Annotated in this window: 19 protein-coding genes; 13 read left to right on the top strand and 6 right to left on the bottom strand. The window is 66.3% G+C overall.

What is annotated here, in order from left to right:
• Nucleotides 1–6 precede the first annotated feature (6 nt).
• The 3 genes from LK539_RS02980 (at nt 7) to LK539_RS02970 (ending at nt 4,344) form a co-directional block, all read left to right on the top strand.
• Nucleotides 7–2,550 (top strand): ABC transporter permease, encoded by a 2,544-nt coding sequence (locus tag LK539_RS02980; protein ID WP_227799419.1) that lies wholly within the window; start codon nt 7–9, stop codon nt 2,548–2,550.
• A gap of 66 nt (nt 2,551–2,616) precedes the next feature.
• Nucleotides 2,617–3,021, top strand: coding sequence for a group II truncated hemoglobin (locus LK539_RS02975; protein ID WP_227799418.1), 405 nt, complete (start codon nt 2,617–2,619; stop codon nt 3,019–3,021).
• Between the two features lie 3 nt (nt 3,022–3,024).
• Nucleotides 3,025–4,344, top strand: coding sequence for a DNA recombination protein RmuC (locus LK539_RS02970; RefSeq protein WP_227799417.1), 1,320 nt, complete (start codon nt 3,025–3,027; stop codon nt 4,342–4,344).
• Nucleotides 4,345–4,449: 105 nt separating this feature from the next.
• Here the strand turns inward: LK539_RS02970 and glp are convergent, their stop codons facing one another.
• The 4 genes from glp to LK539_RS02950 all read right to left on the bottom strand — a co-directional run bounded on the left by glp (nt 4,450) and on the right by LK539_RS02950 (nt 12,004).
• Nucleotides 4,450–6,333, bottom strand: a complete 1,884-nt coding sequence (gene glp / locus LK539_RS02965; protein WP_227799416.1) for a gephyrin-like molybdotransferase Glp — start codon at nt 6,331–6,333, stop codon at nt 4,450–4,452.
• A gap of 13 nt (nt 6,334–6,346) precedes the next feature.
• Nucleotides 6,347–7,453, bottom strand: a complete 1,107-nt coding sequence (moaA, locus tag LK539_RS02960; RefSeq protein WP_227799415.1) for a GTP 3',8-cyclase MoaA — start codon at nt 7,451–7,453, stop codon at nt 6,347–6,349.
• Nucleotides 7,446–8,759: a chromate efflux transporter gene (gene chrA / locus LK539_RS02955; protein WP_227799414.1), complete on the bottom strand. Its 1,314-nt coding sequence runs from the start codon at nt 8,757–8,759 to the stop codon at nt 7,446–7,448. The genes moaA and chrA overlap by 8 nt, the downstream gene beginning before the upstream one ends.
• A gap of 266 nt (nt 8,760–9,025) precedes the next feature.
• Complete coding sequence (locus LK539_RS02950; protein ID WP_227799413.1) at nt 9,026–12,004, bottom strand: Rne/Rng family ribonuclease; 2,979 nt, start codon at nt 12,002–12,004, stop codon at nt 9,026–9,028.
• A gap of 675 nt (nt 12,005–12,679) precedes the next feature.
• On the opposite strand from LK539_RS02950, the gene LK539_RS02945 reads away from it, so the two are divergent.
• The 4 genes from LK539_RS02945 (at nt 12,680) to LK539_RS02930 (ending at nt 15,868) form a co-directional block, all read left to right on the top strand.
• Nucleotides 12,680–13,669, top strand: coding sequence for an RluA family pseudouridine synthase (locus LK539_RS02945; RefSeq protein WP_227799412.1), 990 nt, complete (start codon nt 12,680–12,682; stop codon nt 13,667–13,669).
• Between the two features lie 117 nt (nt 13,670–13,786).
• A complete protein-coding gene (locus tag LK539_RS02940) occupies nt 13,787–14,446 on the top strand; it encodes an HAD-IIIA family hydrolase (protein ID WP_227799411.1) in 660 nt (219 codons plus the stop codon).
• Nucleotides 14,447–14,448: 2 nt separating this feature from the next.
• Nucleotides 14,449–14,826: a Rieske 2Fe-2S domain-containing protein gene (locus LK539_RS02935; RefSeq protein WP_227799410.1), complete on the top strand. Its 378-nt coding sequence runs from the start codon at nt 14,449–14,451 to the stop codon at nt 14,824–14,826.
• A 28-nt stretch (nt 14,827–14,854) separates the two neighbouring features.
• On the top strand, nt 14,855–15,868 hold the full coding sequence (locus LK539_RS02930) for a S49 family peptidase (protein ID WP_227799409.1): 1,014 nt from the start codon (nt 14,855–14,857) through the stop codon (nt 15,866–15,868).
• A 225-nt stretch (nt 15,869–16,093) separates the two neighbouring features.
• Here the strand turns inward: LK539_RS02930 and LK539_RS02925 are convergent, their stop codons facing one another.
• Nucleotides 16,094–16,357, bottom strand: coding sequence for a hypothetical protein (locus LK539_RS02925; protein WP_227799408.1), 264 nt, complete (start codon nt 16,355–16,357; stop codon nt 16,094–16,096).
• Nucleotides 16,358–16,690: 333 nt separating this feature from the next.
• Here LK539_RS02925 and LK539_RS02920 point away from each other — a divergent pair, with 333 nt between their 5' ends.
• Nucleotides 16,691–17,404 carry a pseudouridine synthase gene (locus tag LK539_RS02920; RefSeq protein WP_227799407.1) on the top strand — a complete coding sequence of 238 codons (714 nt, stop codon included), beginning with the start codon at nt 16,691–16,693 and terminating at the stop codon, nt 17,402–17,404.
• Nucleotides 17,405–17,537: 133 nt separating this feature from the next.
• Here LK539_RS02920 and LK539_RS02915 read toward each other — a convergent pair whose 3' ends face one another.
• Nucleotides 17,538–18,830 (bottom strand): ROK family transcriptional regulator, encoded by a 1,293-nt coding sequence (locus LK539_RS02915; RefSeq protein ID WP_227799406.1) that lies wholly within the window; start codon nt 18,828–18,830, stop codon nt 17,538–17,540.
• Between the two features lie 505 nt (nt 18,831–19,335).
• Between LK539_RS02915 and LK539_RS02910 the strand changes: the two genes are divergently transcribed.
• The 5 genes from LK539_RS02910 (at nt 19,336) to LK539_RS02890 (ending at nt 26,469) form a co-directional block, all read left to right on the top strand.
• Complete coding sequence (locus LK539_RS02910) at nt 19,336–22,374, top strand: TonB-dependent receptor (protein WP_227799405.1); 3,039 nt, start codon at nt 19,336–19,338, stop codon at nt 22,372–22,374.
• Nucleotides 22,375–22,469: 95 nt separating this feature from the next.
• A complete protein-coding gene (locus LK539_RS02905; protein WP_227799404.1) occupies nt 22,470–23,183 on the top strand; it encodes a SapC family protein in 714 nt (237 codons plus the stop codon).
• Nucleotides 23,173–24,186, top strand: a complete 1,014-nt coding sequence (locus tag LK539_RS02900; protein ID WP_227799403.1) for a cupin-like domain-containing protein — start codon at nt 23,173–23,175, stop codon at nt 24,184–24,186. The genes LK539_RS02905 and LK539_RS02900 overlap by 11 nt, the downstream gene beginning before the upstream one ends.
• An 85-nt stretch (nt 24,187–24,271) precedes the next feature.
• Complete coding sequence (locus tag LK539_RS02895) at nt 24,272–25,234, top strand: IS1595 family transposase (RefSeq protein WP_307729078.1); 963 nt, start codon at nt 24,272–24,274, stop codon at nt 25,232–25,234.
• 131 nt (nt 25,235–25,365) lie between these two features.
• A complete protein-coding gene (locus LK539_RS02890) occupies nt 25,366–26,469 on the top strand; it encodes a phospholipase A (RefSeq protein WP_227799402.1) in 1,104 nt (367 codons plus the stop codon).
• The last annotated feature ends 23 nt before the right edge of the window (nt 26,470–26,492 follow it).

Raw genomic sequence — 26,492 nt, 5'->3', positions numbered from 1 at the left:
ACACGCATGCTGATCCAGTCCCTTCGCATGACCGCGCGCGACTGGCGCGCGGGCGAGCTGCGCTTCCTGCTGGTGGCCCTGATCGTGGCCGTATCGGCCCTGTCCTCGGTGGGTTTCTTCATCGACCGCATGCGTGCAGGCCTGAACCGCGATGCCCACCAGTTGCTGGGCGCGGATCTGCTGCTGAACGCCGACGATCCGATCCAGCAGCGCTGGCGTGACGAGGCCACGCGGCGCGGCCTGCTCATCGCCGAAACCGCGACTTTCCAGAGCATGGCCCAGGCGGGCGAGGGCGAGGCCACGAGCGCCCAGCTGGCCGCCGTCAAGGCGGTCACGCCCGGCTATCCGCTGCGCGGCCAGCTCACCATCACGCTTGACCCGGACGCGGCCAGCCGCGCCCTCGGCCAGAAGACCGATGGGATTCCGGCGCCCGGCACCGTGTGGGTGGACGCCAACCTGCTGCCCGCGCTGCGGGTCGGCGTGGGCGGCACGATCCAGCTCGGCGACAAGCAGTTTCGCATCGCCCAGCTGATCGCCACCGAACCGGACAAGGGCGCCTCCTTCGCCAACTTCGCCCCGCGGGTGATGCTGTCGATGGCGGACCTGCCGGCCACGCACCTGGTCGACGCCTTCTCGCGCGTGAGCTACCGGCTGCAGGTGGCCTCGCCCTCGCGCAACGATATCTCCGGCGTGGCGGCATACGAAACATGGCTGCGCGCCGATATCGCCGCGCGCAACGTGCGCGGAGTGCGCATCGAGACGCTGGAGAACGGCCGTCCCGAGATGCGCGCCACGCTGGACCGCGCCGACAGCTTCCTGTCGCTGGTCGGCCTGCTGTCGGCGATGCTGGCGGCGGTCGCGGTGGCGATGGCGGCGCGCCGCTTCATGCAGCGCCACCTCGACGCCTGCGCCATGCTGCGCTGCCTGGGCATGACCCAGAACCAGGTCGGCGCGCTGTACCTGATCGAGTTCGCCATCGTCGGCCTGGCGGGCAGCGTGCTGGGCGTGGCGGTCGGCTTCGGCGCCCACTTCGTGCTGCTCGAGATGATCGGCAGCCTGCTGCCGCCCGACCTGCCGCCGGTGTCGATGCTGCCGGCGCTGCAGGGCATCGCCACCGGCATGCTGCTGCTGGTCGGCTTCGCGCTGCCGCCGGTGCTCCAGCTGCGCAACGTGCCGCACAACCGTGTGATCCGGCGCGAAGCCGCTGCGCCCCAGCCGCTGGCGCTGGCCACCTATGGCCTGGGCATCGGCGTGTTCCTGCTGCTCCTGCTGTGGCAGGCCGGCGATACCAAGCTGGCCCTGATGACGGCCGGCGGCTTCCTCGGCGGCCTCGGTGTGTTCGCGCTGGTGGCCTGGCTTGGCCTGCGCCTGCTGCGCGGCCTGCGTGGCGCCTTCAAGCACCAGGCCTGGCGCTTCGCCATCACCTCGCTGCAGCGCCGCCCCGGCGCCACCGTGGTGCAGGTGGTGTCGCTGTCACTGGGCCTGATGGCGCTGCTGCTGCTCACCGTGGTGCGCGGCGACCTGATGGCGGCCTGGCGCCTGGCCACGCCGCCGGACGCGCCGAACCGCTTCATCATCAACATCCAGCCCGAGCAGGCCGCCGGCGTCGAGCAGCAGCTGCGCGGCGCGGGCGTGACCAAGCCCGTGCTGTACCCGATGATCCGCGGTCGCCTGACCGCCATCAACGGCAAGCAGCTCACCCGTAACACCTACCAGAACGGCGACGCGCGCCGCCTGGCCGAGCGCGAGTTCAACCTGTCCACGATGCCTAACCTGCCCGAGACCAACGAGGTCGTCGCCGGCAGCTGGTACAAGGACGCGCCAGGCGTGGCCGAAGCCTCGGTCGAGCAGGGCCTGGCCAAGACCCTGGGCCTGAAGCTGGGCGACGTGATGCGCTTCGACATGGCCGGGCTGCCGGTCGAAGCGAAGGTGACCAGCCTGCGCAAGCTGGAATGGGGTTCGATGCGGGCCAACTTCTTCGTCATCATCAACCCGGCGGCGATGGCGAATGCCCCGGCCAGCTACATGACGGCCTTCCACCTTCCCGAAGGTGGAGCAAATGCGGGCGGGAACCTCACCAATGCGCTGACGCGCGCCTATCCGAACCTGACCGTGATCGACGTCTCCGGCATCATCCGCCAGCTGCAGGAAGTGCTGGACCAGGTGGTGGTGGCGGTCGAGTTCCTGTTCATGTTCACGCTGGCATCGGGCGTGCTGGTGCTGTACGCGGCCCTGATGGGATCGCAGTCGGAACGCACCCGCGAAGCGGGCCTGCTGCGTGCGCTCGGCGCCACCCGCGGCCAGCTGGCCACGGCGCAGCGGATCGAGTTCCTGCTGGTCGGCGGCCTGTCCGGCGTGCTGGCGGCGACCGGCGCCGCGGCGATGGGCTGGGTGCTGGCGGAATTCGTCTTCAAGTTCGCCTGGCGTTTCGAGCCGCAGGTGTGGCTGGCGGGCGCCTTGGTCGGCGCGGTCTGTGCCCTGATCGGCGGCTGGCTGGGCCTGCGCAGCGTGCTGCGCCAGCCGCCGCTGCAGACCTTGCGAGAAGCCTAAGCGCCAAATTGCAACAGCCAGGCGCCGGGGTGGCCAGCAGTCACCCCGGCGCGCTATCATGCTGGCATGTCCGAATCGAACACCCCCGAAGCACAAACCCTCTACGAGGTGATGGGCGGCGCCGAGCGCCTGCGCGAACTGGTCGACCGTTTCTACGACCTGATGCAGCTGGAGCCGGAATTCGCCGAGATCCACGCCATGCACCCGCAACCCAACGACAGCTCGCGCGAAAAGCTGTTCATGTTCCTGTCCGGCTGGATGGGCGGCCCCGACCTGTTCGTGCAGCAGCATGGTCACCCGCGCCTGCGTGCACGCCACCTGCCGTTCGCCATCGGCACCAGGGAACGCGACCAGTGGCTGCGCGCCATGGCCTGGGCCATGGAAGACCTGGGCTACGACGAGGAACTGCGCATGCGGATGATGCAGTCCTTCTACCACACGGCCGACTGGATGCGGAACAAGGCGGACTGACGCATGGGCATGGTTGAACTCCTGATCCTGATTGCTGTCGCGATCGTCATCGTCCTGCAATTCCTGCTGCTCGCCCGTGCGCGCAACGCGGGAGACGGCCGCCACATCGAACGCCTGGAACGTGAACTGCGGCTCGAAATGCAGTCGACCGCCCAGGCCACGCGCCAGGAAGTCTCCGGCCACATGGGGCAGTACCACGCAGCGACGGTGCAACAGCTCGATGGCATGCGCCAGCAGATGCAGCTGCATTCCGCGAGCGGCCGCGAGGAGCAGGCACGCGCCTTGAAGCGTTTTGCCGACACCTTGCAGCTGACCCTGTCCAACCTGACGGAATCGAATGCCCAGCGCATGCTGGAAGTGCGCGGCACGCTGGAAACCAAGATCCGCGACCTGCAGCTCGATAACGCCAAGCGCCTGGAAGAGATGCGCCAGACCGTCGACGAGAAGCTGCACGCGACGCTGGAAACTCGTCTAACCGAGTCGTTCAAGCAGGTCAGCGAGCGCCTGGAAAAGGTGCACCAGGGCCTGGGCGAGATGCAGCAGCTGGCGATCGGCGTGGGCGACCTGAAACGCGTGCTCACCAACGTCAAGACCCGCGGCACCTGGGGCGAAGTGCAGCTGGAGATGCTGCTGGAGCAGGTGCTGACTGTCGACCAATACGCCAAGAATGTTGAAACCATCGCCGGTACTGGCGCACGCGTCGAATTCGCCATCAAGCTGCCGGGCACGGTCGACGGCGGCCCGCCGCTGTGGCTGCCGATCGACGCCAAGTTCCCCAAGGAGCAGTACGAACGCCTGCTGGAAGCGGCCGAAACAGCCGACGCCGAGGGCGTGGCGCGCTACGGCGCCGAGCTGGAACGCGCGGTGCGGGTCGAGGCCAAGACCATTTGCGAGAAATACGTGTCGCCGCCGCAGACCACCGATTTCGCCATCCTGTTCCTGCCGACCGAAGGCCTGTACGCGGAAGTGATGCGCCGTCCCGGCCTGGCCGACGACCTGCAGCGCTCGCTGCGCGTGACGATCGCCGGCCCCTCGACCCTGACCGCGCTGCTCAACAGCCTGCAGATGGGCTTCCGCACGCTGGCGCTGGAAAAGCGCTCGTCCGAGGTGTGGCAGGTGCTGGGCGCGGTCAAGACGGAGTTCACCAAGTTCGGCGACGTGCTGGCCACCACCAAGGCGACGCTGGAAAAGGCAGCCAAGAACATCGAAAGCGCCGAGGTGCGCAGCCGGGTGATGGCGAAGAAGCTGAAGTCGGTGGAGGCACTGCCGTCCGAGGCCGCGCAGCTGATGCTGGGGCCTGATAGGCTGGATTCGGATGAGTAAGTAGGGTGGTCGGCTCTGCCGACCGCGCGTTCAAACCATGCAAGATCTGCCTCTGCGTCGATTCAAGCGTTAACGATCGACGCGCGGTCGGCAAAGCCGACCACCCTACATCAACCCCTCAAAGACTAATACGTCCACCATGTCGCCATCCGCGACATTGCCCTGCTCGTCGTGCAGCACCACCATGCAGTTCGCTTCCGACATCGAGCGCAGGATGCCCGAGCCCTGGGAACCCGTGATGCGCACTTCCGGTTCGCCGTCGGCGCCGCGCGCCAGGATGCCGCGCTGGTATTCGGTGCGCCCGGGCTTCTTGCGGATCGCGCCGCTCGAGCGCGCGCGCAGCAGCGGCAGCGGAGCCTCGGCGCCCATCATGCGCAGCAGCGCCTCGCGCGCGAAGAAGTAGAACGAGACCATCACCGCTACCGGATTGCCGGGCAGCCCGAACAGGAAGGCGCTGCGGCCGTTCGAGTTCACCCGTCCGAAAGCCAGCGGGCGCCCCGGGCGCATGCCGATCTTCCAGAAGGTGACGTCGCCTAGTTTTGCCATGATCTGCTTGGTGTAGTCGGCGGCGCCGACCGACACCCCACCCGAAGTGATGATGGCGTCGGCGTTCTCGCAGGCGCTGCGCAGGGCTTCCTCCAGCGCTTGCGGATCGTCGCGCACGACGCCCATGTCGATGATGTCGCAGCCGAGGCGCTGCAGCATGCCGTAGATGGTGTAGCGGTTGCTGTCGTAGACGCAGCCTTCTTCCAGCGATTCGCCGACCGAGCGCAGTTCGTCGCCGGTCGAGAAGAAGGCCACGCGCAGGCGGCGCTGCACAGCGACCTCGGGGATGCCGAGCGAAGCCAGCATCCCCAGGTCGGGCGGGCGCACCACGCGGCCCGCCGTCAGGGCAGGGCCGCCGGCCTTCAGGTCTTCGCCGGCGAAGCGCCGGTTGTCGCCCGGGCGGATCACGCCAGCGGGCACGGTGATCCGATCGCCATCCTGGGTGACGAACTCTTGCGGCACTACGCTGTCGCAGCCTTCGGGCATGACGCCGCCCGTCATGATGCGCACGCATTCTCCGCTCGCCGGCACCACGCCAAGGGCATTGCCGGCGTAGGTCGTGCCGAGCACCCGCAGCGTGACCGGCGCGTCAGGGCGCAGGTCGGCGCCGCGCAGGGCGAAGCCGTCCATGGCCGAGTTGTCGTGGGCCGGCACGTTGATCGGAGAAATGACGTCTGCCGCCAGCACGCGGCCGAGCGCCGCACGCAGCGCGACTTTTTCCACCGCACGCACAGGCTGCACGAACTCGCGGATGATGCGCTGGGCGTCGCGTACAGGAAGGGCTTCCGGATCGTAGCTGGAGAGGCAGCTCGCCACCTGCGCCAGGCTAGGGGCAACTGCCTGCGCCGCCGTCTGGTCCAGGCCCTGCAGTTCGTCCAGCGTATTAATGTTGCGGAAGGCGTCCGCGTCCTCGAACAGCACCTCGACCGCCTTCAGGTCCTTGTACCAGCCGTCCATGCGCCGTCCGCCCTCGAGCAGGTAGCGCGACAGCACCGGCAGCCGGCTCGCCTTCACCAGGCAGAACACGGGGTGGGGCTGGGGGCGCATGCCCGCTTCCTGGGTGACCGCATAGGCAAGGTCGGCGTCGTGTTCTTCGACCGCGGCGGCCAGGCGCTCGGCCAGGTCGCGCGGCAGGAAGGGCGAATCGCAGGGCACCGCCAGCAGCCAGGGCGTGGCGCAGTGCATCAGCCCCGCCTCCAGCCCGGCCAGCGGGCCCGCGAAACCGGGCGTTTCGTCAGCCCATACGGGCGCGGCCAGCTCCAGCCAGGCATCGAGGTTGCGGTTGGCGTTGACCATGACCGAGCCGACCTGGGGCAGCAGGCGCTCGATCGCGTGCTGCGCCATCGGCTTGCCGCGGAAAGGCTGCAGGCCCTTGTCGACGTTGCCCATGCGCGAGCCGCGCCCGCCCGCCAGGATCAGTCCCGTGATGAGTGTCTTTTCCATATTGTTCGAAGTATTAGCCGCCGATGTACGACATTTCGACTTTCTTGCCGCGCGCCAGGCCCGAGGTATCGACCGTGCGCTGCTCGGAATAGCGGTCGGTACGGCCGCGCCAGAGCTGGGCCACGGCGCCGAGGATCTCCGCATCGCTGCGCTCCGTGCGCAGCAGGGTGCGCAGGTCGTGGCCCTGGGTGGCGAACAGGCAGGTGTACAGCTTGCCTTCGGTCGACAGGCGCATGCGCGTGCAGTCATGACAGAAGGCCTGGGTGACGCTGGAGATGACACCGACTTCGCCGCCGCCGTCCAGGTAGCGCCAGCGCGCGGCGGTCTCGCCCATGTAGTTGGCGGCGACCGGCGCCAGCGGCAGCTCGGCGCCGATGCGGCGGATCACCTCGGCGGACGGAATCACGTCAACCATGTTCCAGCCGTTCGAAGCGCCCACGTCCATGTATTCGATGAAGCGCAGGATGAAGGGCGAGCCCTTGAAGTGGCGCGCCATCGGCAGGATCTGGTCTTCGTTGGTGCCGCGCTTGACGACCATGTTGACCTTGATCGGGCCCAGCCCGGCCTCGTGGGCGGCGTCCAGGCCGTGCAGCACGTCGGCCACCGCAAAGTCGACGTCGTTCATGCGCCGGAACACGGCATCGTCGAGGGCGTCGAGCGAGACCGTCACGCGGTCCAGGCCCGCGTCCTTCAGGGCGCGCGCCTTGCGCGCCAGCAGCGAGCCGTTGGTGGTGAGCGTGAGGTCGAGCGGGCGGCCGCTCGGCGTGGGAAGCGCGCGCAGCATGCCGACCAGGCGTTCCAGGTTCTTGCGCAGCAGCGGCTCGCCGCCGGTCAGGCGGATCTTCTCGACGCCGTGGGCGATGAACAGGCGCGCCACGCGCGTGATCTCTTCGAACGAGAGCAGCTCGCTGTGCGGCAGGTAGGCGTAGTCCTTGTCGAACACCTCTTTCGGCATGCAGTAGACGCAGCGGAAATTGCAGCGGTCGGTCACCGAGATGCGCAGGTCGTGCAGCGGCCGGCCCAGGGCGTCGGACAACAGTCCGGTGGGCGCGTCCGGCGCCGCCGGCACCGGAAGCAGGGGCGAGCGCAGGTCGTTCAGCAGGATGATTTTTTCAGGCATGCCAATACGATAGCACGACCCCCGCCAGCGCACAGGCGGCGATCAGCTTGATGGGCCCGAGCTTGAAGCGCAGCAGGGCGATTGCCGCCACCAGGCCGATGGCGATCGCGTCCGGCTGGAGCTGGCCGCCGGCAAAGAACACGTGCTGGCCGAAGAACACGGCCAGGCTGGCGACCACGCCGACCACGGCGGCCGAGATCGCGGTGAGCGGGGCGGTCAGGCGCACGTTGCCGCGCCCGGACTCGACCAGCGGCCCGCCCGCCAGGATGAACACGAACGAGGGCAGGAAGGTGAACAGGCTGGCCACCAGCGCCCCGGCAATGCCGCCCAGGGGCAGGGCGGCCGGGCCGAACGCGGCATGGGTCCAGCCGCCCACGAAACCGACAAAGGCGACGATCATGATCAGGGGACCCGGCGTGGTCTCGCCCAGCGCCAGCCCGTCGATCATCTGGGTGGCGCTCAGCCAGCCGTATTTGTCGACCGCGCCCTGCACCACGTAGGGCAGCACCGCGTAGGCGCCGCCGAAGGTCATCAGGGCAGCCTTGGTGAAGAACCAGCCCATGCGCGTGAGGGTGCCGTCCACGCCGTAGACGGCGGCAAGCAGCAGCCACGCGCCCAGTGCCATGCCGATGCCGATCAGGCCGGCCTTGGCCAGGCCGCGCATGGAGAAGCGCGCGTGCGCCGGCGTGGGGGTGTCGTCGTCGATCAGGGCCGGGCCATAGTGCTTGCGGCTGGCGGGATGGCCGCCGCCGGGCTGGAAGCGCTGCGGCCACAGGCGTCCGCCCACCAGGCCCGCCAGCGCGGCCGCCAGCACGATCAGGGGGAAGGGGACATCGAGCACGGCGATGGCGACGAAGGCCAGTGCCGCGATCGCCGCCAGCGCGCCGTTGCGCAGCGTGCGGGTGCCGATGCGCCAGGCGGCGCCGATCACGATCGCCACCACGGCCGGCTTGATGCCCGCCATGACCCCGGCGATGACGGGAAGGTGGCCCCAGGCCAGGTAGATCCAGGACAGGCCGATCAGGAGCAGCAGCGAGGGCAGGATGAACAACAGCCCGGCCACGATACCGCCCCAGGTGCGGTGCAGCAGCCAGCCGATGTAGACGGCCAGCTGGGTCGCTTCGGGACCGGGCAGCAGCATGCAGTAGTTCAGGGCGTGCAGGAAGCGCTGCTCGGAAATCCAGCGGCGGCGCTCGACCAGTTCGCTGTGCATGAGGGCGATCTGGCCGGCGGGTCCGCCGAAGCTGATGAAGCCGAGCTTGAGCCAGTAGAGCAGGGCTTCGCGGAAGGAGATGGAGCTTGGCATCCTGCTATCGTAACCCGACAATATGACTAGGTGCTTGCAGACCGGCTTCGTTTGGGGAAATTGGATCCCGGCCTGCGCCGGGATGACGGTCTTTAGCTTAGGTGAGCAAATTAAGTGCTACTTCAACCACACGCTTAAGCATGTCATGCGCGCCACTGGCGCCCATGACTTCCGGCGAAGCCCGGAACCTAAGTTCGTCGCATTCCACCAGCCCAAAACAAAAGGGGGAAGCCGCAGCTTCCCCCTTTCACCTATGCACTAGCAGATTACTGACGCGTATCCACCTGGATCAGCGGCTCATCCACCGGCGCCTCGACCTTCTTGCGGGCGCGGCCCATGCGCGGTGCAGTAGTGGCCTGGGTGGCGGCTTCCTGTGCGGCGCGCAGCTTTTCCGGATCGGTCGCAGCGAGCTGCAGGCCGGCGGCGGACAGGACTTCGTTCAGGTCCACCGGAGCCTGGGCAGCCACTGGCGTCGGAGCGGCAGCGACCGGTGCAGGGGCAACCGGGGCAACCGGTGCAACCGGTGCAGCCGGTGCAGCCGGTGCTTCGGCGACAGGCGCCGGCGCCGGTGCCGCTTCCACTGCCGGCGCCTTGGCCGCAGCCATCGACGCTGCGGTCGGGAACAGCCACGGACCCGGATCGGCCGCTACGCTCGGCGCCGGGGCAGGTGCTGGTGCGACTGGCGCTGGTGCAGCCGCGGCAGCGGCCTTGGCCGCAGCCCTGGCGGCGGCATCGGCTTCGGCCTTGGCCTTGGCAGCCACCGACGCGGCGGTCGGGAAGGGCCACGGACCCGGCTCGGCCTGGGCGGCAGCTTTCTTCGGCGACTTGGCTGCGGCAGCGACCTTGGCGGCCTCTTCGTCGGCCACCGGGGTGAACACCGGTGCGCCGTCGACACCTTCAGCCGACTCGATGCCTTCGACCTGGTCACGGTCGCGGCGGTTGCGGTTGCGGCCACCGCGGCGGCGGCGGCGGCGCGGCTCGTCGCCGCCTTCGGTTTCCAGTTCCTCGCCATCCGGACCGGTGGCGGCGACTTTCACCGCGTGGTCCAGCACGTCGCCGTGCGGCGTGGTGGTCGACAGTTCGCTTTCCTCGCTCGGGGCCGGGACGGCCTGCAGCTTCAGTTCTTCGGCCTTGGCTTCCACCGGCTGGGCGGCGCGCTCGCCACGCTCGCGGCGCGGTGCGCGTTCCTTGCGTTCGCCCGGCTCACGCTCGGCGCGTACCGGTGCTGCGCCCTCGAGCTGCTCGCGCGGCTCGCGCGGTGCACGTGGTTCGCGCGGCTCACGCTTCTCGCGCGGCTGACGCGCCGGCTTGCCTTCGGCTTCCGCCGGCTTGACGGTTTCCTCGAGCTTCGCAGTCTCGTCGCGCTCGCGGCCGCCCTTGGCGCCGCGGCCGTTGCGGGTGCGCTGGCCGTTGCGGCCATTGCGTTCGCTGCGCTCGCCGGCTGCCGGTGCTGCTGGCTTCTCAGCCACGACCGGAGCAGGCGCCGGGGCCGGGGCCACCGGTGCGCCCATGAAGAAGGCCTTGACGCGGGCGAAGAAGCCCAGTTCGCTCGGGGCCGGCGCTGCAGCGGCCGGGGCCGGGACGGGCGCGGCGGCCTTGGCCGGTTTTGCGGCTTCGCTGCGGTCCACCATCGGCGCCGGCTGGGCCGGGGTGATGGTCTTGACCACGGCTTCCTGGCGCGGCTTGGCTTCTTCCTTCTGGCGCTTGGAGAAGCTCATGTCGGTCTCGGCCGATTCCGCCATGGTGTAGCTGGCGGCCACGTCTTCCAGGCGCGGGTCGTCGTGCTTGATGCGCTCGAGCTTGTAGTGCGGGGTGTCCAGATGCTTGTTCGGGATCAGGATCACGGTGATGCGGTGGCGGTTCTCGATCTTGAGCACTTCGCCGCGCTTTTCGTTCAGCAGGAAAGCGGCGACGTCGACCGGCACCTGCACGTGGATCGCGGCCGAGTTTTCCTTCATGGCCTCTTCCTGGATGATGCGCAGGACTTGCAGGGCCGAGGATTCGGTATCGCGGATGTGGCCGGTGCCCGAGCAGCGCGGGCAGGTCACGTGGGAGCCTTCCGACAGCGACGGGCGCAGGCGCTGGCGCGACAGTTCCATCAGGCCGAAGCGCGAGATCTTGCCCATCTGCACGCGTGCACGGTCATGGTGCAGGGCGTCCTTCAGGCGCTGTTCCACTTCGCGCTGGTTCTTGGCCACTTCCATGTCGATGAAGTCGATCACGATCAGGCCGCCCAGGTCGCGCAGGCGCAGCTGGCGGGCGACTTCGTCGGCCGCTTCGCAATTGGTGTTGAAGGCGGTGGTCTCGATGTCCGAGCCGCGCGTGGCGCGCGCCGAGTTGACGTCGATGGAGACCAGGGCTTCGGTGTGGTCGATGACGATCGCGCCGCCCGACGGCAGCGGTACGGTGCGCGCGTAGGCGGTCTCGATCTGGTGTTCGATCTGGAAACGCGAGAACAGCGGCACGTCGTCGCTGTAGCGCTTGACGCGGTGCGCCATGTCCGGCATCACGTGCGACATGAACTGCTGCGCCTGTTCGAAGATCTCGTCGGTGTCGATCAGGACTTCGCCGATGTCCGGCTGGAAGTAGTCGCGGATCGCGCGGATCACCAGCGAGGATTCCTGGTAGATCAGGAAGGGGCCCGACGCCGACTTGCCGGCGCCTTCGATCGCGCGCCACAGTTGCATCAGGTAGTTCAGGTCCCACTGCAGTTCGTCGACGTTGCGGCCGATGCCGGCGGTGCGGGCGATCACCGACATGCCTTGCGGCAGGTCGAGCTTGTCCATGGTTTCGCGCAGTTCCTGGCGCTCTTCACCCTCGACGCGGCGCGACACGCCGCCGCCGCGCGGGTTGTTCGGCATCAGGACCAGGTAGCGGCCGGCCAGCGAAATGAAGGAGGTGAGGGCGGCGCCCTTGTTACCGCGCTCTTCCTTCTCGACCTGGACCATGATTTCCTGGCCTTCCTTGAGGGCTTCCTTGATCGTGCAGTTACGCACGTCGACGCCATCGCGGAAATAGGAACGGGCAACTTCTTTGAAGGGGAGGAAACCGTGGCGGTCTTCGCCGTAGCTGACGAAGCAGGCTTCGAGGGAGGGTTCGATGCGGGTGATGACACCCTTGTAGATATTGGACTTGCGTTGCTCGCGACCGGCGGTCTCGATATCGATGTCGATCAGCTTTTGACCGTCGACAATCGCTACGCGCAGCTCCTCTTGCTGCGTAGCGTTAAACAACATACGTTTCATTTTTATTAACTCCGCGACCCGAAGGCCGTGTCATGCCGCGTGGTTAGACGCGGCGAAAGTACAGGGATGTACGCGGAGAAGGGAATGCTGGAGGGGGGAATACCCGGGACGGGGCAGGACGATGCAGGGCATCGCTGCCACACAGGGCGCAAATGATGTCGAACGTCATTGTCTACGCACGCCGCGACCAGCAACCGGCCCGCCTGCCACCACGTTGGGGTGGGCACAGCGGACACAGCGGGGCAGTGTGCAACAACGAGCCAAACCGTAGCCAGCGAACAACCAAGACTTCGATACCGAGGCGATCAATCAGCCTTCCGTAAACTGGAGCCTTCAGGTGAGGCTTACATCGGGTCGGGCGAAAACGACAAGCGTTATCGACACCATCACCCGGCAAGCCGCGAACAGGGCGGCTTGCCGGTACTTATCCATACAAATCCAAACAGTCCATCCTGCATCCAGCCACGCAACCCGATTGCAACTGCAGGTGCAACCCTGATCGCCGCCTGAATGTGCGTACACGTTTTTTTCCACCGAATTTGCTGATTAGCGGGGCCGGTGGAGCGCGCCCCTGTGTAAAATATCGTTTTAATTCTTACACCAGCAGAGGTTTGACCGCCGCCTGTCGATTATATATTCAAAATGAAGGACTTAGAGAGAATTTCTGGGAAGACAATGCGAACAGTGGTACAGAACGATGTTGTTCCCCCTTCATCACAGCCAACAATCCAGGCGCAGTTCGTCACAATTACCGAAGAAGAAGCCGGTCAGCGGATCGATAACTACCTGTTGCGTGTCTGCAAAGGCGTCCCCAAGAGCCACATCTACCGCATCCTCCGTTCGGGGGAAGTGCGGGTCAACAAGGGCCGCATCGACCAGTTGTACCGCCTCGCCGAGGGCGACCTGGTGCGAATCCCGCCGATCCGGATTGCCGAAAAAGCCAGCAGCCAGGCCGCGCCCGGCGCCGAGTTCGCCGTCGTGTTCGAGGATGCGCACCTGCTCGTGATCGACAAGCCGGCCGGGGTGGCCGTGCATGGCGGCTCGGGCGTGTCGTATGGTGTGATCGAGCAGTTGCGTGCGGCGCGGCCCCAGGCCAAGTTCCTGGAACTGGTGCACCGCCTCGACCGCGAGACCTCGGGTCTGCTGCTTATCGCCAAGAAGCGCTCGGCCCTGACCAACCTGCACGACCAGATGCGCGACGGCGTGACCGACAAGCGCTACCTCACCGCGGTCTACGGTGACTGGACCAACAAGCGCCAGCATGTCAAGCTGCCTTTACATAAGTTCACGACCCCGGACGGCGAGCGGCGCGTGGTGGTGCAGGCCGGCGGCCAGGAAGCGCACACGGTGTTCAACCTGAAGCGCAAGTGGAAAGACTTCGCCCTGCTGGAGGCCGAGCTGAAGACCGGACGCACGCACCAGATCCGCGTGCACCTCGCTTCGAGCGGCTTTCCCATCCTCGGCGACGAGAAATACGGCGATTTTGCATTGAACAAGCAGCTTCAGAAGGCAAACGACGAGCGCGGCGCCCTCAAGCGCATGTTCCTGCACGCCTGGCAGATCACCTTCACCCATCCCGATACCGGCCAGTCGATGACCTTGCACGCGCCGCTGCCGGCCGAGTGCGACCGATTCTTGGTAAGCTTGGGGCAACCTTTAACATAAACGTAGGGTGGGCGGATCTCCGCCCACGCAGTCAACTTACATGTGCTCTGTGGCATTGCAAATGACAGTTGACCGCGTGGGCGGACAAGCCGCCCACCCTACAAAACACAACAACAAATGCCAAGAAAGCAATTTGACCTGATCGTCTTCGACTGGGACGGCACGCTGATGGACAGCACGGCCGCGATCGTCCGCTGCATCCAGTCGGCGGCGCGCGACCTCGGGCTGCCGGTGCCGAGCGACGCCTCGGCCTCGCACGTGATCGGCCTCAGCCTGTCGGAGGCGATGCAGACCGTGCTGCCGGACATCGACCCGGTGCTGTACCCGAAGATGGTCGAGCGCTACCGTTTCCACTTCCTCACGAAGGACCATGAACTGGTGTTGTTCAAGGGAGTTCGCGAAATGTTGAGCGAACTTGCGGCCCAGGGGTACTTCCTGGCGGTGGCCACGGGGAAAAGCCGCGTGGGCCTGAACCGGGCCATGAACGCGGCCGGCCTGCTGTCCATGTTCGACGCCACCCGCTGCGCCGACGAAACCTTTTCCAAGCCGCACCCGGCCATGCTGCAGGAACTCACGCGCGAACTGGGCCAGGACTTGCGCCGCACCGTGATGATCGGCGATACCACCCATGACCTGATGATGGCGAACAATGCCGGCGCCTCCGGTATCGCGGTCGAGTTCGGCGCCCATCCGGTGCACCAGCTGCAGGCCTGCAATCCGATCTTCTCGGCCCGCTCCATCCCCGAGCTGCACGCCTGGTTGCTGGAGAACGCGTAAGGATGGCCGAACATGAAGGCCTGTTCGTGTGCGAAGCGGACGCCTTGCTCGACGGCGGCAAGGGCATGCGCTTCCCGGTCATTGCCTTTGGGCACCCAGCGACGGGCTTTGTGGTACGGTATGACGGTAAACCATTTGCCTATCTGAACCGTTGTGCACATGTGCCCATCGAACTCGACTGGAAGCAGGGCGATTTCTTCGAGTCGAGCGGCCTGTACCTGATGTGCGCCACCCATGGCGCGGTGTACGAGCCGGATACCGGCAAGTGCGCCGGCGGCCCCTGCCGCGGCGGGCGGTTGCGGCCGATTGCCGTGAGCGAACGCGACGGCGGCATCTGGTGGCAGCCCGACGACATGGTGCGCCCCCCGGCGCAGGAATGAATACCGAACATTATTGAATGCTGAGCGAATGAGCGAGCAAGCGAGTCACGATCAACCAGGCGAATACCCGGCCGAAAAACGGCTCGCCGCCAATCCCACCGCCAGCAACTGGGAGCGCGAAACGCTCGAGAAACTGGTCTTCGCCACCGTGCGCGAACGCCGCGCGGCGCGCCGCTGGGGCATCTTCTTCAAGCTGAGCTTCCTGCTGGTGGCCGTCCTGGCCCTGCTGACCTATTACGATTCGACCTTCGGTTTCGGTGGCGACGAAAACCTCGGCCGCCACACCGCCCTCATCGAGATCAACGGCGAGATCGAATCCGAAGGCAGCGGCGCGGCCGATACCGTGATTCCCTCGCTGAACAAGGCGTTTTCCGACGCCGGCTCGGCCGCGGTGGTGCTGCGCATCGACAGCCCCGGCGGCAGCCCGGTACAGGCCGGCATCATCGTCGACGAGATCCAGCGCCTCAAGCGCGGCTACCCGGACAAGCCGCTGTACGTGGTGGTGGACGAGATCTGCGCCTCGGGCGGCTATTACATTGCCTCGGCGGCCGACCGCATCTACGTGAACAAGGCCTCGATCGTCGGCTCGGTCGGGGTGCTGATGGACAGCTTCGGTTTCACCGGCACCATGGAAAAGCTGGGCGTCGAGAGGCGCCTGCTCACCGCCGGCGAGAACAAGGGTTTCCTCGACCCCTTCAGCCCGCAGTCGGACAAGCACAAGGCACACGCCCAGGCGATGCTCAACGAAATCCACCAGCAATTCATCTCGGTGGTGCGCGCCGGCCGCGGCAAGCGCCTGAAGGAAACCCCGGAAACCTTCTCCGGCCTGTACTGGACCGGCGCCAAAGCGGTGGAGATGGGCCTGGCCGACGGCTTCGGCACGGTCGACACGGTCGCGCGCGACATCGTCAAGGCCGAGGACATCGTCGACTACACGGCCCACGAAGGCTTGCCGGAACGCGTCCTGAAGAAATTCGGCGCGTCGGTCGGCCACGGCGCCGTGAGTGCGGCCTTCAAGGGGGCGGTGCCGCAGGTTCGATGACATTTTGCTTGCATCCTGCGGAACATGTTCTATATTGGGTTTAGCGACTTGACGGCGGGCCGGCCACGACACACACCGATCGTGATCACCCGGATCGAGAGGAGCGCCCCCTGCACCGCGGGTGCAGCTTCGAGAGAATTCAATTCCTCACAGTAGTGTTCCTTCTCAGGAAGTGGAAACGACGGCTCCGGCCGTCGTTTTCATTTCCACCGCTGGGGTCGCGGCTCAGGAGCAGGTGCCCAGGTGCCGGGTGTCGCCGTCCTGCGCCGGCTGGTAGTCGATGAGGGGCGGCGGGCACAGGGTGGGCGCGTCCTCGTGCTGGCTGAAGCCGCCGCGGTCGAGCCAGGCCTGGAAGTCGCGCCGGGCCGCGGCGTACCAGGCAGCGCGCAAAGCGGGGGCGCCATGGTGCAGGTGCGGGATGTGCCCGCCGTGTTGCCAGCGCGCCAGGGCGAGGCGGGTCGGAAACAGGGCGGCGTGGAATCTGGCCATCCGGCGCCGTTCCTCAGGGTCGACTGCGAACGGGAGTGGGCCATCGATCGGTTGCGCGTTGGTGTGCACGGTTTTTATTCCTATTGGGTTATGTGAAGCTAACCTGGATGAAGTCTCGGGTCATTAGGCAGATTCCTAACGCGTTGAAGTCTATCAATAGGAAACTTCCTAGGCTTGACGCGCGTCAAATGAACGGACGCATCTGAAGGCTGTCGGAAAACATTACCCCCGGGGAGGGGGCGGGCCCCATCCGCCATGGGTAAGCGCTGCCACTTTGGAAGGGGCATCGCCGGGCCTGCCGCTTCCCGGCCGCTTCTGTTACAGTGGCGCCCCATGAGCAAACTTTCCCTCGACCGCATCCTGCAATCGCAGGGATTCGGCACCCGCAAATACTGCCGCGCCCTGATCGAGGACGGCGACGTGCTGGTCAACGGCACCGTAGAAGACAATTACAAGGCCAGCATCGAGACCGATGATCTGGTGCTGACCGTGTTCGACGAAGAATGGCGCTACCGCGAACACCTGTATATCGCGCTGTACAAGCCGGCCAACTATGAATGCTCGCGCAAGCCGAGCCACCATCCGGGCGTGCTGACCCTGCTGCCCGAGCAGTTCGGCTGGCGCGAAGTGCAGCCGGTCGGCCGCCTCGACCACGACACCACCGGCCTGCTGCTGATGTCGGACGACGGCCCCTTCATTCACGCCCAGTCCTCGCCCAAGCGCCACGTGCCCAAGGTTTACCAGGCCACCACGGCGGAACCCGTGACCCAGGCCCTGGTCGACCAGATGCTGTCCGGCGTGCAGCTGCACGACGAGCCGGCGCCCCTGAAGGCGGTCTCCTGCGTGCAGCGCGGCGAGCACCTGCTCGAGATCGTGCTGGAGCAGGGCAAGTACCATCAGGTCAAGCGCATGCTGGCGGCTGCCGGCAACCACTGCAGCGCGCTGCACCGCTCGCAGATCGGCGGCCTGACGCTGGAGTCGCTCGGACTGAAGGAAGGGGAGTGGTGCTACCTGGAGCCGGAACAGCTGGCGCTGCTGGTGCCGTAGGGGGTCATCTAGTCCAGTGGACTAGATTACGGTCCAGTGGACCAGATCACGGTCTCCCGCCCACGCGGTGATAGTTAGCGGCGAAATTATCCGGCACGAAATCGGAGCCTTCGCATATCACCGCGTGGGGTAATCAGGGCCGGTGGCCCTGATTACAAGCCGCCCACCCTACGGAATCCAGGCCCGACGCCCGCGCCGGACGTCCGGCCTTGTCGACCCGCCGCGCCATGCTCTGCAGGTCGAGCGGCCGCGTGAGCCGGTGGCGCGCCAGCGCGGCGGCGCCCACCGCGACCGCATCGGCGCCGAAGCGTGAGGTGCGGATCTCCGGCGCCGCCAGCATCGCCGCATCCGCATAGCCGCCCAGCACCCGGCGCGCCGGTTCGATCAGGGTGTTGCCCAGTCGCAGAGCCGGGCCGCCGATGACGATCGCCATCGGGTCGAAGGCGGCCCACAGGTTGTTCAGCAGGATTCCCAGCTGTTCGCCGGCCGCGGCCACTGCCGCGCAGGTCTGCGCCTGGCCCTGCGCCACCTTGTCGAACAGGCGCTCGAGGGCAGCCGGGCTCGGCTTTTCCGTACCCAGCAGCGAAGCGAGCCCGATCAGCGCATCCGCGCAGCCGGAGCGCCCGCAGGAACACAGCGGTCCGTTGGCCTGCAGGATCGCGTGCCCGACTTCGCCCGCGAAGCCGCCCAGGCCGGTGAGCAGGTTGTCGCCCACGATCACGCCGGCGCCCACGCCATAGCCGATCGACAGGTAGACCAGCGGATCCAGGCCGGTCTGGCCGGTGAATTCGAATTCGGCAAGCGCCGCGACGTTCGCCTCGTTCTGCATGTACAGCGGCAGGCCTTCCAGCAGGGTGCCCGCGAAGTGCGTGCGCACCTGGCCGTCCACGTCCACGTTGCGCCAGCCCATGTGCGGCGCATAGCGCAGCACGCCCAGCTTTTCGTCCACCCCGCCGTGCAGGCCGAGCCCGATGCCCAGTACCTGGCGCGCACCAGGCGTGCCCGCCGTGCGCGCGAGGCGCTTGGCGAGCCGTACCAGGGCGGCGGCCACCAGTTTGACGCACGAGGCCGGATCGGCGCTGTCGTCGTAGGACACCACGCGGGTCTCGAGCACCTCGCCGAGGAGGTTGGTGGCCACCACGCGCGCCTCGTCCACGCCGATTTCTGCGCCGAGCAGCGCCAGCCGGTCCGGATCGAGGTGCAGGGGCGTGGCGCGCCGGCCCACTTCGCCGGTCGCCATCAGCTCGCGTTCGATCAGCCAGCCTTCGTCCATCAGGTCACGCACCAGCATGCTGACCGTCGACTTGGTCAGCCCCAATACCTCGGCCAGCGAGGCACGCGACAGGCCAGGCTGGTTGCCGACCTGCCGGACCAGGGCCATCCGGTTGAGTTGCTTCAGCAGTTGGTGGTCACCGGTGACTGGCATGGGGTCGATAGGGTTGAATGTGATGATTATGCAACAGCTGCGCGCGGTCCGGAAAACCCGTTTGCTGCGGCAGGGCGGGATCAAAACGGCAAGTATAACCCTCTCCCTGAAGGAAGAATGCGCTTTCGGGAAAAACGCGAAGTCCTTGATTTGTTTGTGAAATCGATTTCATAATGCTTGGGACGCCGTATGCTCGAACCGGGTTCCGCGCTTCCCAGGCGCGCTTCCGAACCCTTTTCAGCATGGATTTGCTGCGCTGCGTCATAGATGCTGTATCCCATTTCGTTTGTTCGACGAATTGACTAATTCTATTCCTGATATTACGCTTTGGTAAATATATGAAGTCCGACAGGCAATCTTATTAAGCCTGCGGTGCGATCCCTGCACACGGCACAACGGACTCGACCCCACTACAAATTTGTTTTTTAGGTGTTTTTCAGCAACGCCACCAGCGGCACGTTCCCATCCGGGCGCGGCGCCACATTTGTAGAAGAGAGGAGACACAGTGTTGCACGATAAAAGGAAAGCAGATTCGCTTCACCTGGCCACCAGGCACAGGCTGATTGCCCTTGCGGTGGCCAGCGCCTGCGCCACCCTGGTCACCCAGGCCCATGCACAGCAAGCGAATCAGGAGACGACCAACAGCCCGGCCGCGAGCACCGCGGCCGATCCCGCCGGCGTTACCGGCACCGCCCCCAGCACCGTCGTGGTGACGGGCATCCGGGCCAGCCTGCAATCGACGCTGAACCTGAAGCGCAACTCGGACGGCTTCGTGGACGGCATCGCCGCCGACGACATCGGCAAGTTCCCGGATACCAACCTGGCCGAAGCCCTGCAGCGCATCAGCGGCGTGTCGATCGACCGCAACCGCGGCGAGGGCGCCCTCGTCACCGTGCGCGGCGTCGGCCCGGACCTGAACCTGGTGCTGCTCAATGGCCGCCAGATGCCGACCGCGAACCTGGGCGACCAGTCCGGCCGCGCCTTCGACTTCAGCAACCTGGCCGCCGAAGCCGTGTCGCAGATCCAGGTGTACAAGAGCGTGCGCGCCGACGTCACCCCTGGCGGCATCGGCGCCGCCCTGAACGTCATGACCGGCCGTCCGCTCGACCTCGGCAAACAGGCCAGCTTCGGCGCCAAGGTCGTGTACGACGAGTCGAACAACAACCTGCCCGACCAGAACAAGGCCAGGCGCTCGGCCACTCCGGAAGTCTCCGGCCTGTACAGCAATACCTGGAACGACGGCATGTTCGGCCTGTCCGCCAGCGCGAGCTACCAGGAACGCAACATGGGCATCAACACGGCCGCCGTCATCAACGGCTGGATGGGCCCTTTCAGGATCGGCGACACCGCGGACGGCGCGATCCCGCAGCCGAACAACCCGAACTTCGTCAACATCAAGAATCCGCCGAGCGGTAACGACCTGTACCTGTCGCCGCAGAACATGTCGTACAAGATGAACGGCTACCAGCGCCAGCGCACCAACGGCCAGCTGACCTTCCAGTTCCGCCCCGTCAAGGAACTGACCGCCACCCTGGACTACACCTTTGCCGAGAACAAGCTCCAGCACCGCTACAGCGAGCTGTCGGCCTGGTTCGGCCATAACATGGATATCCAGGGCGCCCAGTTCAGCGGCGGCCCGCTGTCCTCGCCGCTGTACTACGAGGAACGCTACACCAGCCCGCAGGACATCTCGATGAACGGCGGCGACGCGGCCCGCAAGTCGACCCTGAACTCGCTCGGCTTCAACACCCAGTGGCGCGCCAGCCCCGACCTGACCCTGAGCTTCGACGCTCACCATTCGATTGCGGAAGCGAAGTCGGACAGCCCCTACGGCTTCAACAATGACCTGGCGACCGCCAGCTTCAGCCGCGGCACCACGCGCGCCGACTTCACCAGCGAGATGCCGGTGCTGTCGATCCAGGGCGCCGACTTCGTCGGCAGGCCGCACCAGGTAGCCGGTTCGTGGTTCCAGGACGGCCGCAACAAGATGACGCTCGACCAGGCCCAGCTTGGCGGCAAGCTCAAGCTGTTCGAGCGCTCCGGCCTGAACTTCGGCGCGGCCTTCACCAGGAACAAGAACGAGTCGATTTTCCAGCAGGTGCAGCGCGATACCTGGGGCGGCACGGTGCCGGTCACCTCGAACGCCTACAACCAGAACATGTGGCACGCGGATAACCTGCGCAACTACTTCAGCAAGCTGGGCGGCGCCGACAACCCGAACCTGTTCACCCAGATCCACCCGTTCGACTTCGAGGCGGTGCGCAACGCCGCCATCGCCATCACGGGCGACCGCGCCGGCTATACCCCGAGCCTGGCCAACCCTGCCTACGACCGCACCACGATCGAGAAGACCAAGTCGATCTACTTCCAGTTCAACACCGACTGGGATACCACGCTGCCGATGCACACCGGTATCGGTTTCCGCTACGAGCAGACCCGGGTCGCCTCGACCGGCCTGACCAAGGTGCCGACCGGCATCCGCTGGATCTCGGAGAACGAGCTGCCGGTCGACTTCGGGTCGCAGCAGTTCGAGACCCTGGAAGGCAAATACAACAATTTCCTGCCGAGCGTGGACTGGGACATGGACCTGCGTTCCGACCTGAAGCTGCGCGCCAGCTACGGCGTGTCGATCGGCCGTGCGCGTTACGACCAGATTGCTGGCGGCAGTACCTACGGCACCACCGCCAGCGTCACCGGCGTGACAGTCAGCCGCGGCAACCCGGCGCTGGAACCGGTCAAGTCCAAGAACCTGGACCTGTCGGCCGAGTGGTACTACAACAAGCAGAGCATGCTGTCGCTCGGCCTGTTCCACAAGAAGCTGACCGATTACACGGGTTCCACCGTGATTACCGAGGCCTCGCCGAGCGCGACCACCCCGGTGGGCGGCAAGTACTGGAATGCGGCGGTGGCGTCGGGCTGCTCGGTATCCAACCGCATCTGCATCCGCAACTACATCCTGCGTAACTTCGGCGGCCAGCCGGGCGTGACCTACACCGGCGACAATTCGTCGGGCGTCGCGCAGGGCACGATCACGGGGATCACGGGCGATCCGGGGCTGCCTTACCAGGTCTCGACCCTGGTCAACTCCCAGGGCGATACCCTGAAGGGCGCCGAAGTCAACTGGCAGCACATGTTCGCCAACGGCTTCGGCTTCCAGGCCAACTACACCTATGTGAAGTCGGACCTGACCTTCGACAACCTGGGGGTGGGCAACCAGTTCGCGCTGGTCGGGCTGTCGGACTCCGCCAACGTGGTCGGCATCTACGAAAACGCGAACTGGTCGGTGCGGGCCGCCTACAACTGGCGCGACCGCTTCCTGTCCTCGACCAATGACAACAGCAAGCCGAATCCCAGCTATGTCGAGCCTTACGGCCAGCTGGACATCTCGATCGGCTATAACGTCAACCGGAACCTCAGCCTGTCGCTCGAGGCGATCAACGTGAACGACGCCACCCAGCGCGTGCACGGCCGCTCCGAGAGCCAGGTGCTGCAGGTCTCCACCGGCGGGCGCCGCTACATGGTCGGCGCGCGCTACAAGTTCTAGTTCGTGGGCAGGGCGGCGCTCGCCTAGGCGCCGCCCTTTTCCGGCAGGCCGTGTTCGCGCGGCCTGCCTTTTTACATTGAAGAGCAGGGGAGAGCATGAGCCAATCCGTGTTGCTGAACAACCTGGAACACAAGGACCTGCGCGTGATTGCGGAGCGCAGCGCCGCCTATGGTGACGGCGTGATGTTCAGCCTGACCTTCCCGCAGGAGTTCCGCCAGGTCCAGGCCCATTACCCGATCGTGTTCCGCGCTACCTCCGACGCCGCCGGCTACGAGGCGCTGGCGCTGTTCGGCTTCGAAGCGGGAGAAAACCTGTTCCTGGGCCCGCAAGGCTGGGACGCCCACTATGTCCCGCTGAACATCGAGCGCCGGCCCTTCATGATCGGACGCCACGGCGACGAGCTGCACATCCACATCGACCCTGAACACCCGCGCCTGAGCCGCACCGCCGGGGAGGAACTGTTCCTGCCGTATGGCGGCACCAGCCCCTACCTGGAGCGCATGCACTCGGTGCTGATCACTCTGCACCAAGGCTTGCAGGCCATGCCGGCCTTCATACAGGCGCTGGTCGAACATGAACTGCTGGAATCGTTTGCGCTGGACATCGAGCTGAACAATGGTGCGCAGCATCGCCTCTCTGGCTTCCACACGATTCACGAAGAGCGCCTGCAGGCCCTGCCGGGCGCCGCGCTGGAAGGCCTGAACCGCGCCGGCCACCTGGAAGCGATCTACATGGTGCTGGCCTCGCTGGCGAACTTCCGCGACCTGATCGCGCGCCGCGAGCGCCGCGGACAACCCCATGTTGCCTGAACCCGCGCCGATCCGCGAGCTCGACGGCCGCGCACCAGGCGTGCTGGGCGACGCGCTGCTGAGCTCCACCGAACCGGTGGTGCTGCGCGGCCTGGCGTCAAGCTGGCCGATGGTGGCGAGAAGCCGCGCCTCGCAGGGCGAAGCGGGCGCCTACCTGCGCCGTTTCTACCGCGGCGAACAGGTGCTGGCCTTCCTCGGCGCGCCCGAGATGGCGGGGCGCTACTTCTACAACGCGGACCTGAGCGGCTTCAATTATGCCGCCATCAAGGCGCCGCTCGACAAGGTGCTGGAAGAGCTGGAGGACCACCGGGACGACACCCATCCGCCCTCGGTCTACGTGGGCTCGACCATGATCGACCACTACCTGCCGGGCTTTCGCACCGAGAACGACCTCGACCTGGGTGCGCGCCAGCCGCTGGTGAGCATCTGGATCGGCAACCGCTCGCGCATCGCCGCCCATTACGACGTGCCGGACAACATCGCGGTGGTGGCCGCAGGGCGCCGCCGCTTCACGCTGTTCCCGCCGGAGCAGGTGTCGAACCTGTACATCGGGCCGCTCGATTTCACGCCGGCCGGGCAGGCGATCAGCCTGGTCGACTTCGCCAAGCCCGACCTGCAGCGCTTTCCCCGATTCGCCCAGGCGATGGCCAGCGCCCGCGCGGCCGAGCTGGGGCCGGGCGACGCGATCTTCATTCCCTCCATGTGGTGGCACCACATCGAGGCCCTCGAGCCCTTCAATGTGCTGGTCAACTACTGGTGGCGCCAGTCGCCCCCGCACATGGATTCGCCGGCCGCCACCCTGATGCTGGCCCTGCTCACCCTGCGCGAGCTGCCGCCGGCCCAGCGGCGCGCCTGGCAGGAGCTGCTGCGCCACTACGTGTTCGACAGCGACGGCAGCGAGGCGGCCCATATCCCGCCGGCTGCGCGCGGGGTGCTGGCGCCGCTGGACGCGGAGAGCGCCCGCGGGTTGCGCATGCAGCTGCTCAAGCGCCTGAACCGTTAGCAAAAGGCGCTGTCACCGCTACGTGTAGAAACTGAACTGCTGAGCTGAATGGATGTCCAACCTGGGCCGATGACCAGGAGGGACAATGAATGCCGCCGGCTTTCGTCGTTTGCTGCAGCAGGCAGGCTTGCTCAGCCGCCAGCAACGATCGCTGCTGATCGAATTCCTGCGCCCTGCGCTTGGCCTGGATCAGGTGTGCGAAGCCATCGATGGGGTCCGGCCTGCTCCCCTCTGTTGTCCCGGCTGTAGCGGCACCCGGCATTATCGTCACGGCATCGTTCGAGGCCTGCAGCGTTACCGCTGCCGTGCTTGTGGCCGCACCTTCAGCGCCTTGACCGGCACGCCCCTCGCCAGGTTGCGCCACCGATCCAAATGGCTCGACTACTTCAGGGACATGCTCGACTCGCGCAGCGTGCGCGCGGCGGCCAAGCGCATCGGTGTGCACCGCAACACCAGTTTTCGCTGGCGCCACCGTTTTCTTGACGGGGTGCGGCGCGATCAACCAGAGCGTCTGGTCGGCATTGCCGAGGCGGACGAGATGTTCCTCCTCGAATCGCAAAAGGGTTCGCGCTGCCTGGACCGACCGGCCCGCAAGCGCGGTGGCAGCGCACACAGCCGGGGAATCAGCCACGAGCACGACTGCATCCTGGTGGCCCGTGACCGCAGCGGTCAGACCTGCTCCTGCGTGACCGGACGGGCTGCCGTCACGGCCAGGCAGCTGCACCGGCACCTGCTGCCCGTGCTCGACCCCGACGTCCTGTTGGTGACCGATGGGCATGTTGCGTACCGCACTTTCGCGCGCGAGGCCGGCATTGCGCATGCGTTTGTGAATCTGCGAGCAGGTGAGCGCATGCGCGGCGCCGTTCATGTGCAGAACGTCAATTCTTATCACCAGCGCCTACGCAGCTGGCTGTCGCGCTTCCATGGCGTGGCCTCACGCTACTTGCCAAACTACCTTGGCTGGCGCTGGGCGCTCGATGAAGAGCGTATTACCGAGCCTGAGCAGCTGCTGCGAGCAGCAATCGGCATTTTCCACATCCAACGCTGACAGCGCCTAGCAAAAGCAAACAGTGCGCCATGATCCGCTCTTTTCCGCGACACTGCTGTTGACAATCCGCTATGTCATGGACGCTCTTGTCCATGCCATCGCGGCCGCACAGCCGTTTTCGAAAAGATCCCATGCACTTGAAGAAGATTCCCGCAGCGCTACTGCCTCTCCTGTTCGCCCTCCCAGCCACCGCCCAACAGTCCTCTCCAAGCGTGCAGCAGCAGCTGGGCGATTGCAGCAGGCTCGCCGACACCAATGCGCGCCTGAGCTGCTTCGACCGCCTGGCCGCCGCCCATGGCGCCACGCCGGCCGCGCCCGCCGTGCCTGCCGAAACGGCGCCGGCGCCCGTGGCCAGCATGACGCCCGGCCAGGCGCCGACCGCCTTCCCGGCCAAGCCGCAGCCGGACCCGGCCGCCTCGGTCGATCCGGTGGTCGAGGCCGCTTCGGAATACACCATGGCTGGCCACTGGGAACTGGACGAGAAGCACCGCCGCGGCGTCTTCGCCTTCCGTCCGCACAACCCGAACTACCTGATCGCGGCCCGGACCTACCGCCCCAACGAGGCGCCCTACGAACCCTTCCGCGCGGCCGACTTCACCGGCAAGCTCTCGCACGCCGAACTGCAGTACCAGCTCGGCTTCAAGATGAAGATGGTCGAGACCGCTTTCGAGCTGCCGGTGGACGTCTGGTTCGGCTATACCCAGAACAGCTTCTGGCAGGCCGGCAACCGCGAGGCTTCCAGTCCCTTCCGCGAGACCAATTACCAGCCGGAGGTGATGGTCGTGACGCCGCTGAACTTCAGCGTCTTCGGCGCCAACCTGAAATACCTGAACCTGGGCCTGAACCACCAGTCGAACGGCCAGTCCTCGACCCTGTCGCGCAGCTGGAACCGGGTGTATGCCCAGGTGGGCCTGGAGCGCGGCCGCCTGTCGATGACGGCGCGGGTGTGGAAGCGCATCAATGAGTCGCTCGAGGATGACAACAATCCCGACATCGTCGACTACATGGGCCGCGCCGAGCTGGCCGGTACCTACCGCGTCGACGGCCACGAGTTCTCGGCCATGCTCCGGCGTAACCTGTCGACCAACAAGGGCGCGACCCAGCTCGGCTGGGCCTTCCCGCTGGCCGGTCCGCTCAAGGGTTACGTGCACTGGTTCTCCGGCTATGGCCAGAGCCTGATCGACTACAACTACTTCCAGCGCACCATCGGCGCCGGGGTCGTGGTGCAATACTAAGCTCGGTAACGTTAGAATGGCGG

The organism is Massilia sp. IC2-476, from assembly GCF_020707295.1.
GTDB lineage: Bacteria > Pseudomonadota > Gammaproteobacteria > Burkholderiales > Burkholderiaceae_D > Telluria.
This window is presented reverse-complemented; position numbering and strand designations above follow the sequence as displayed.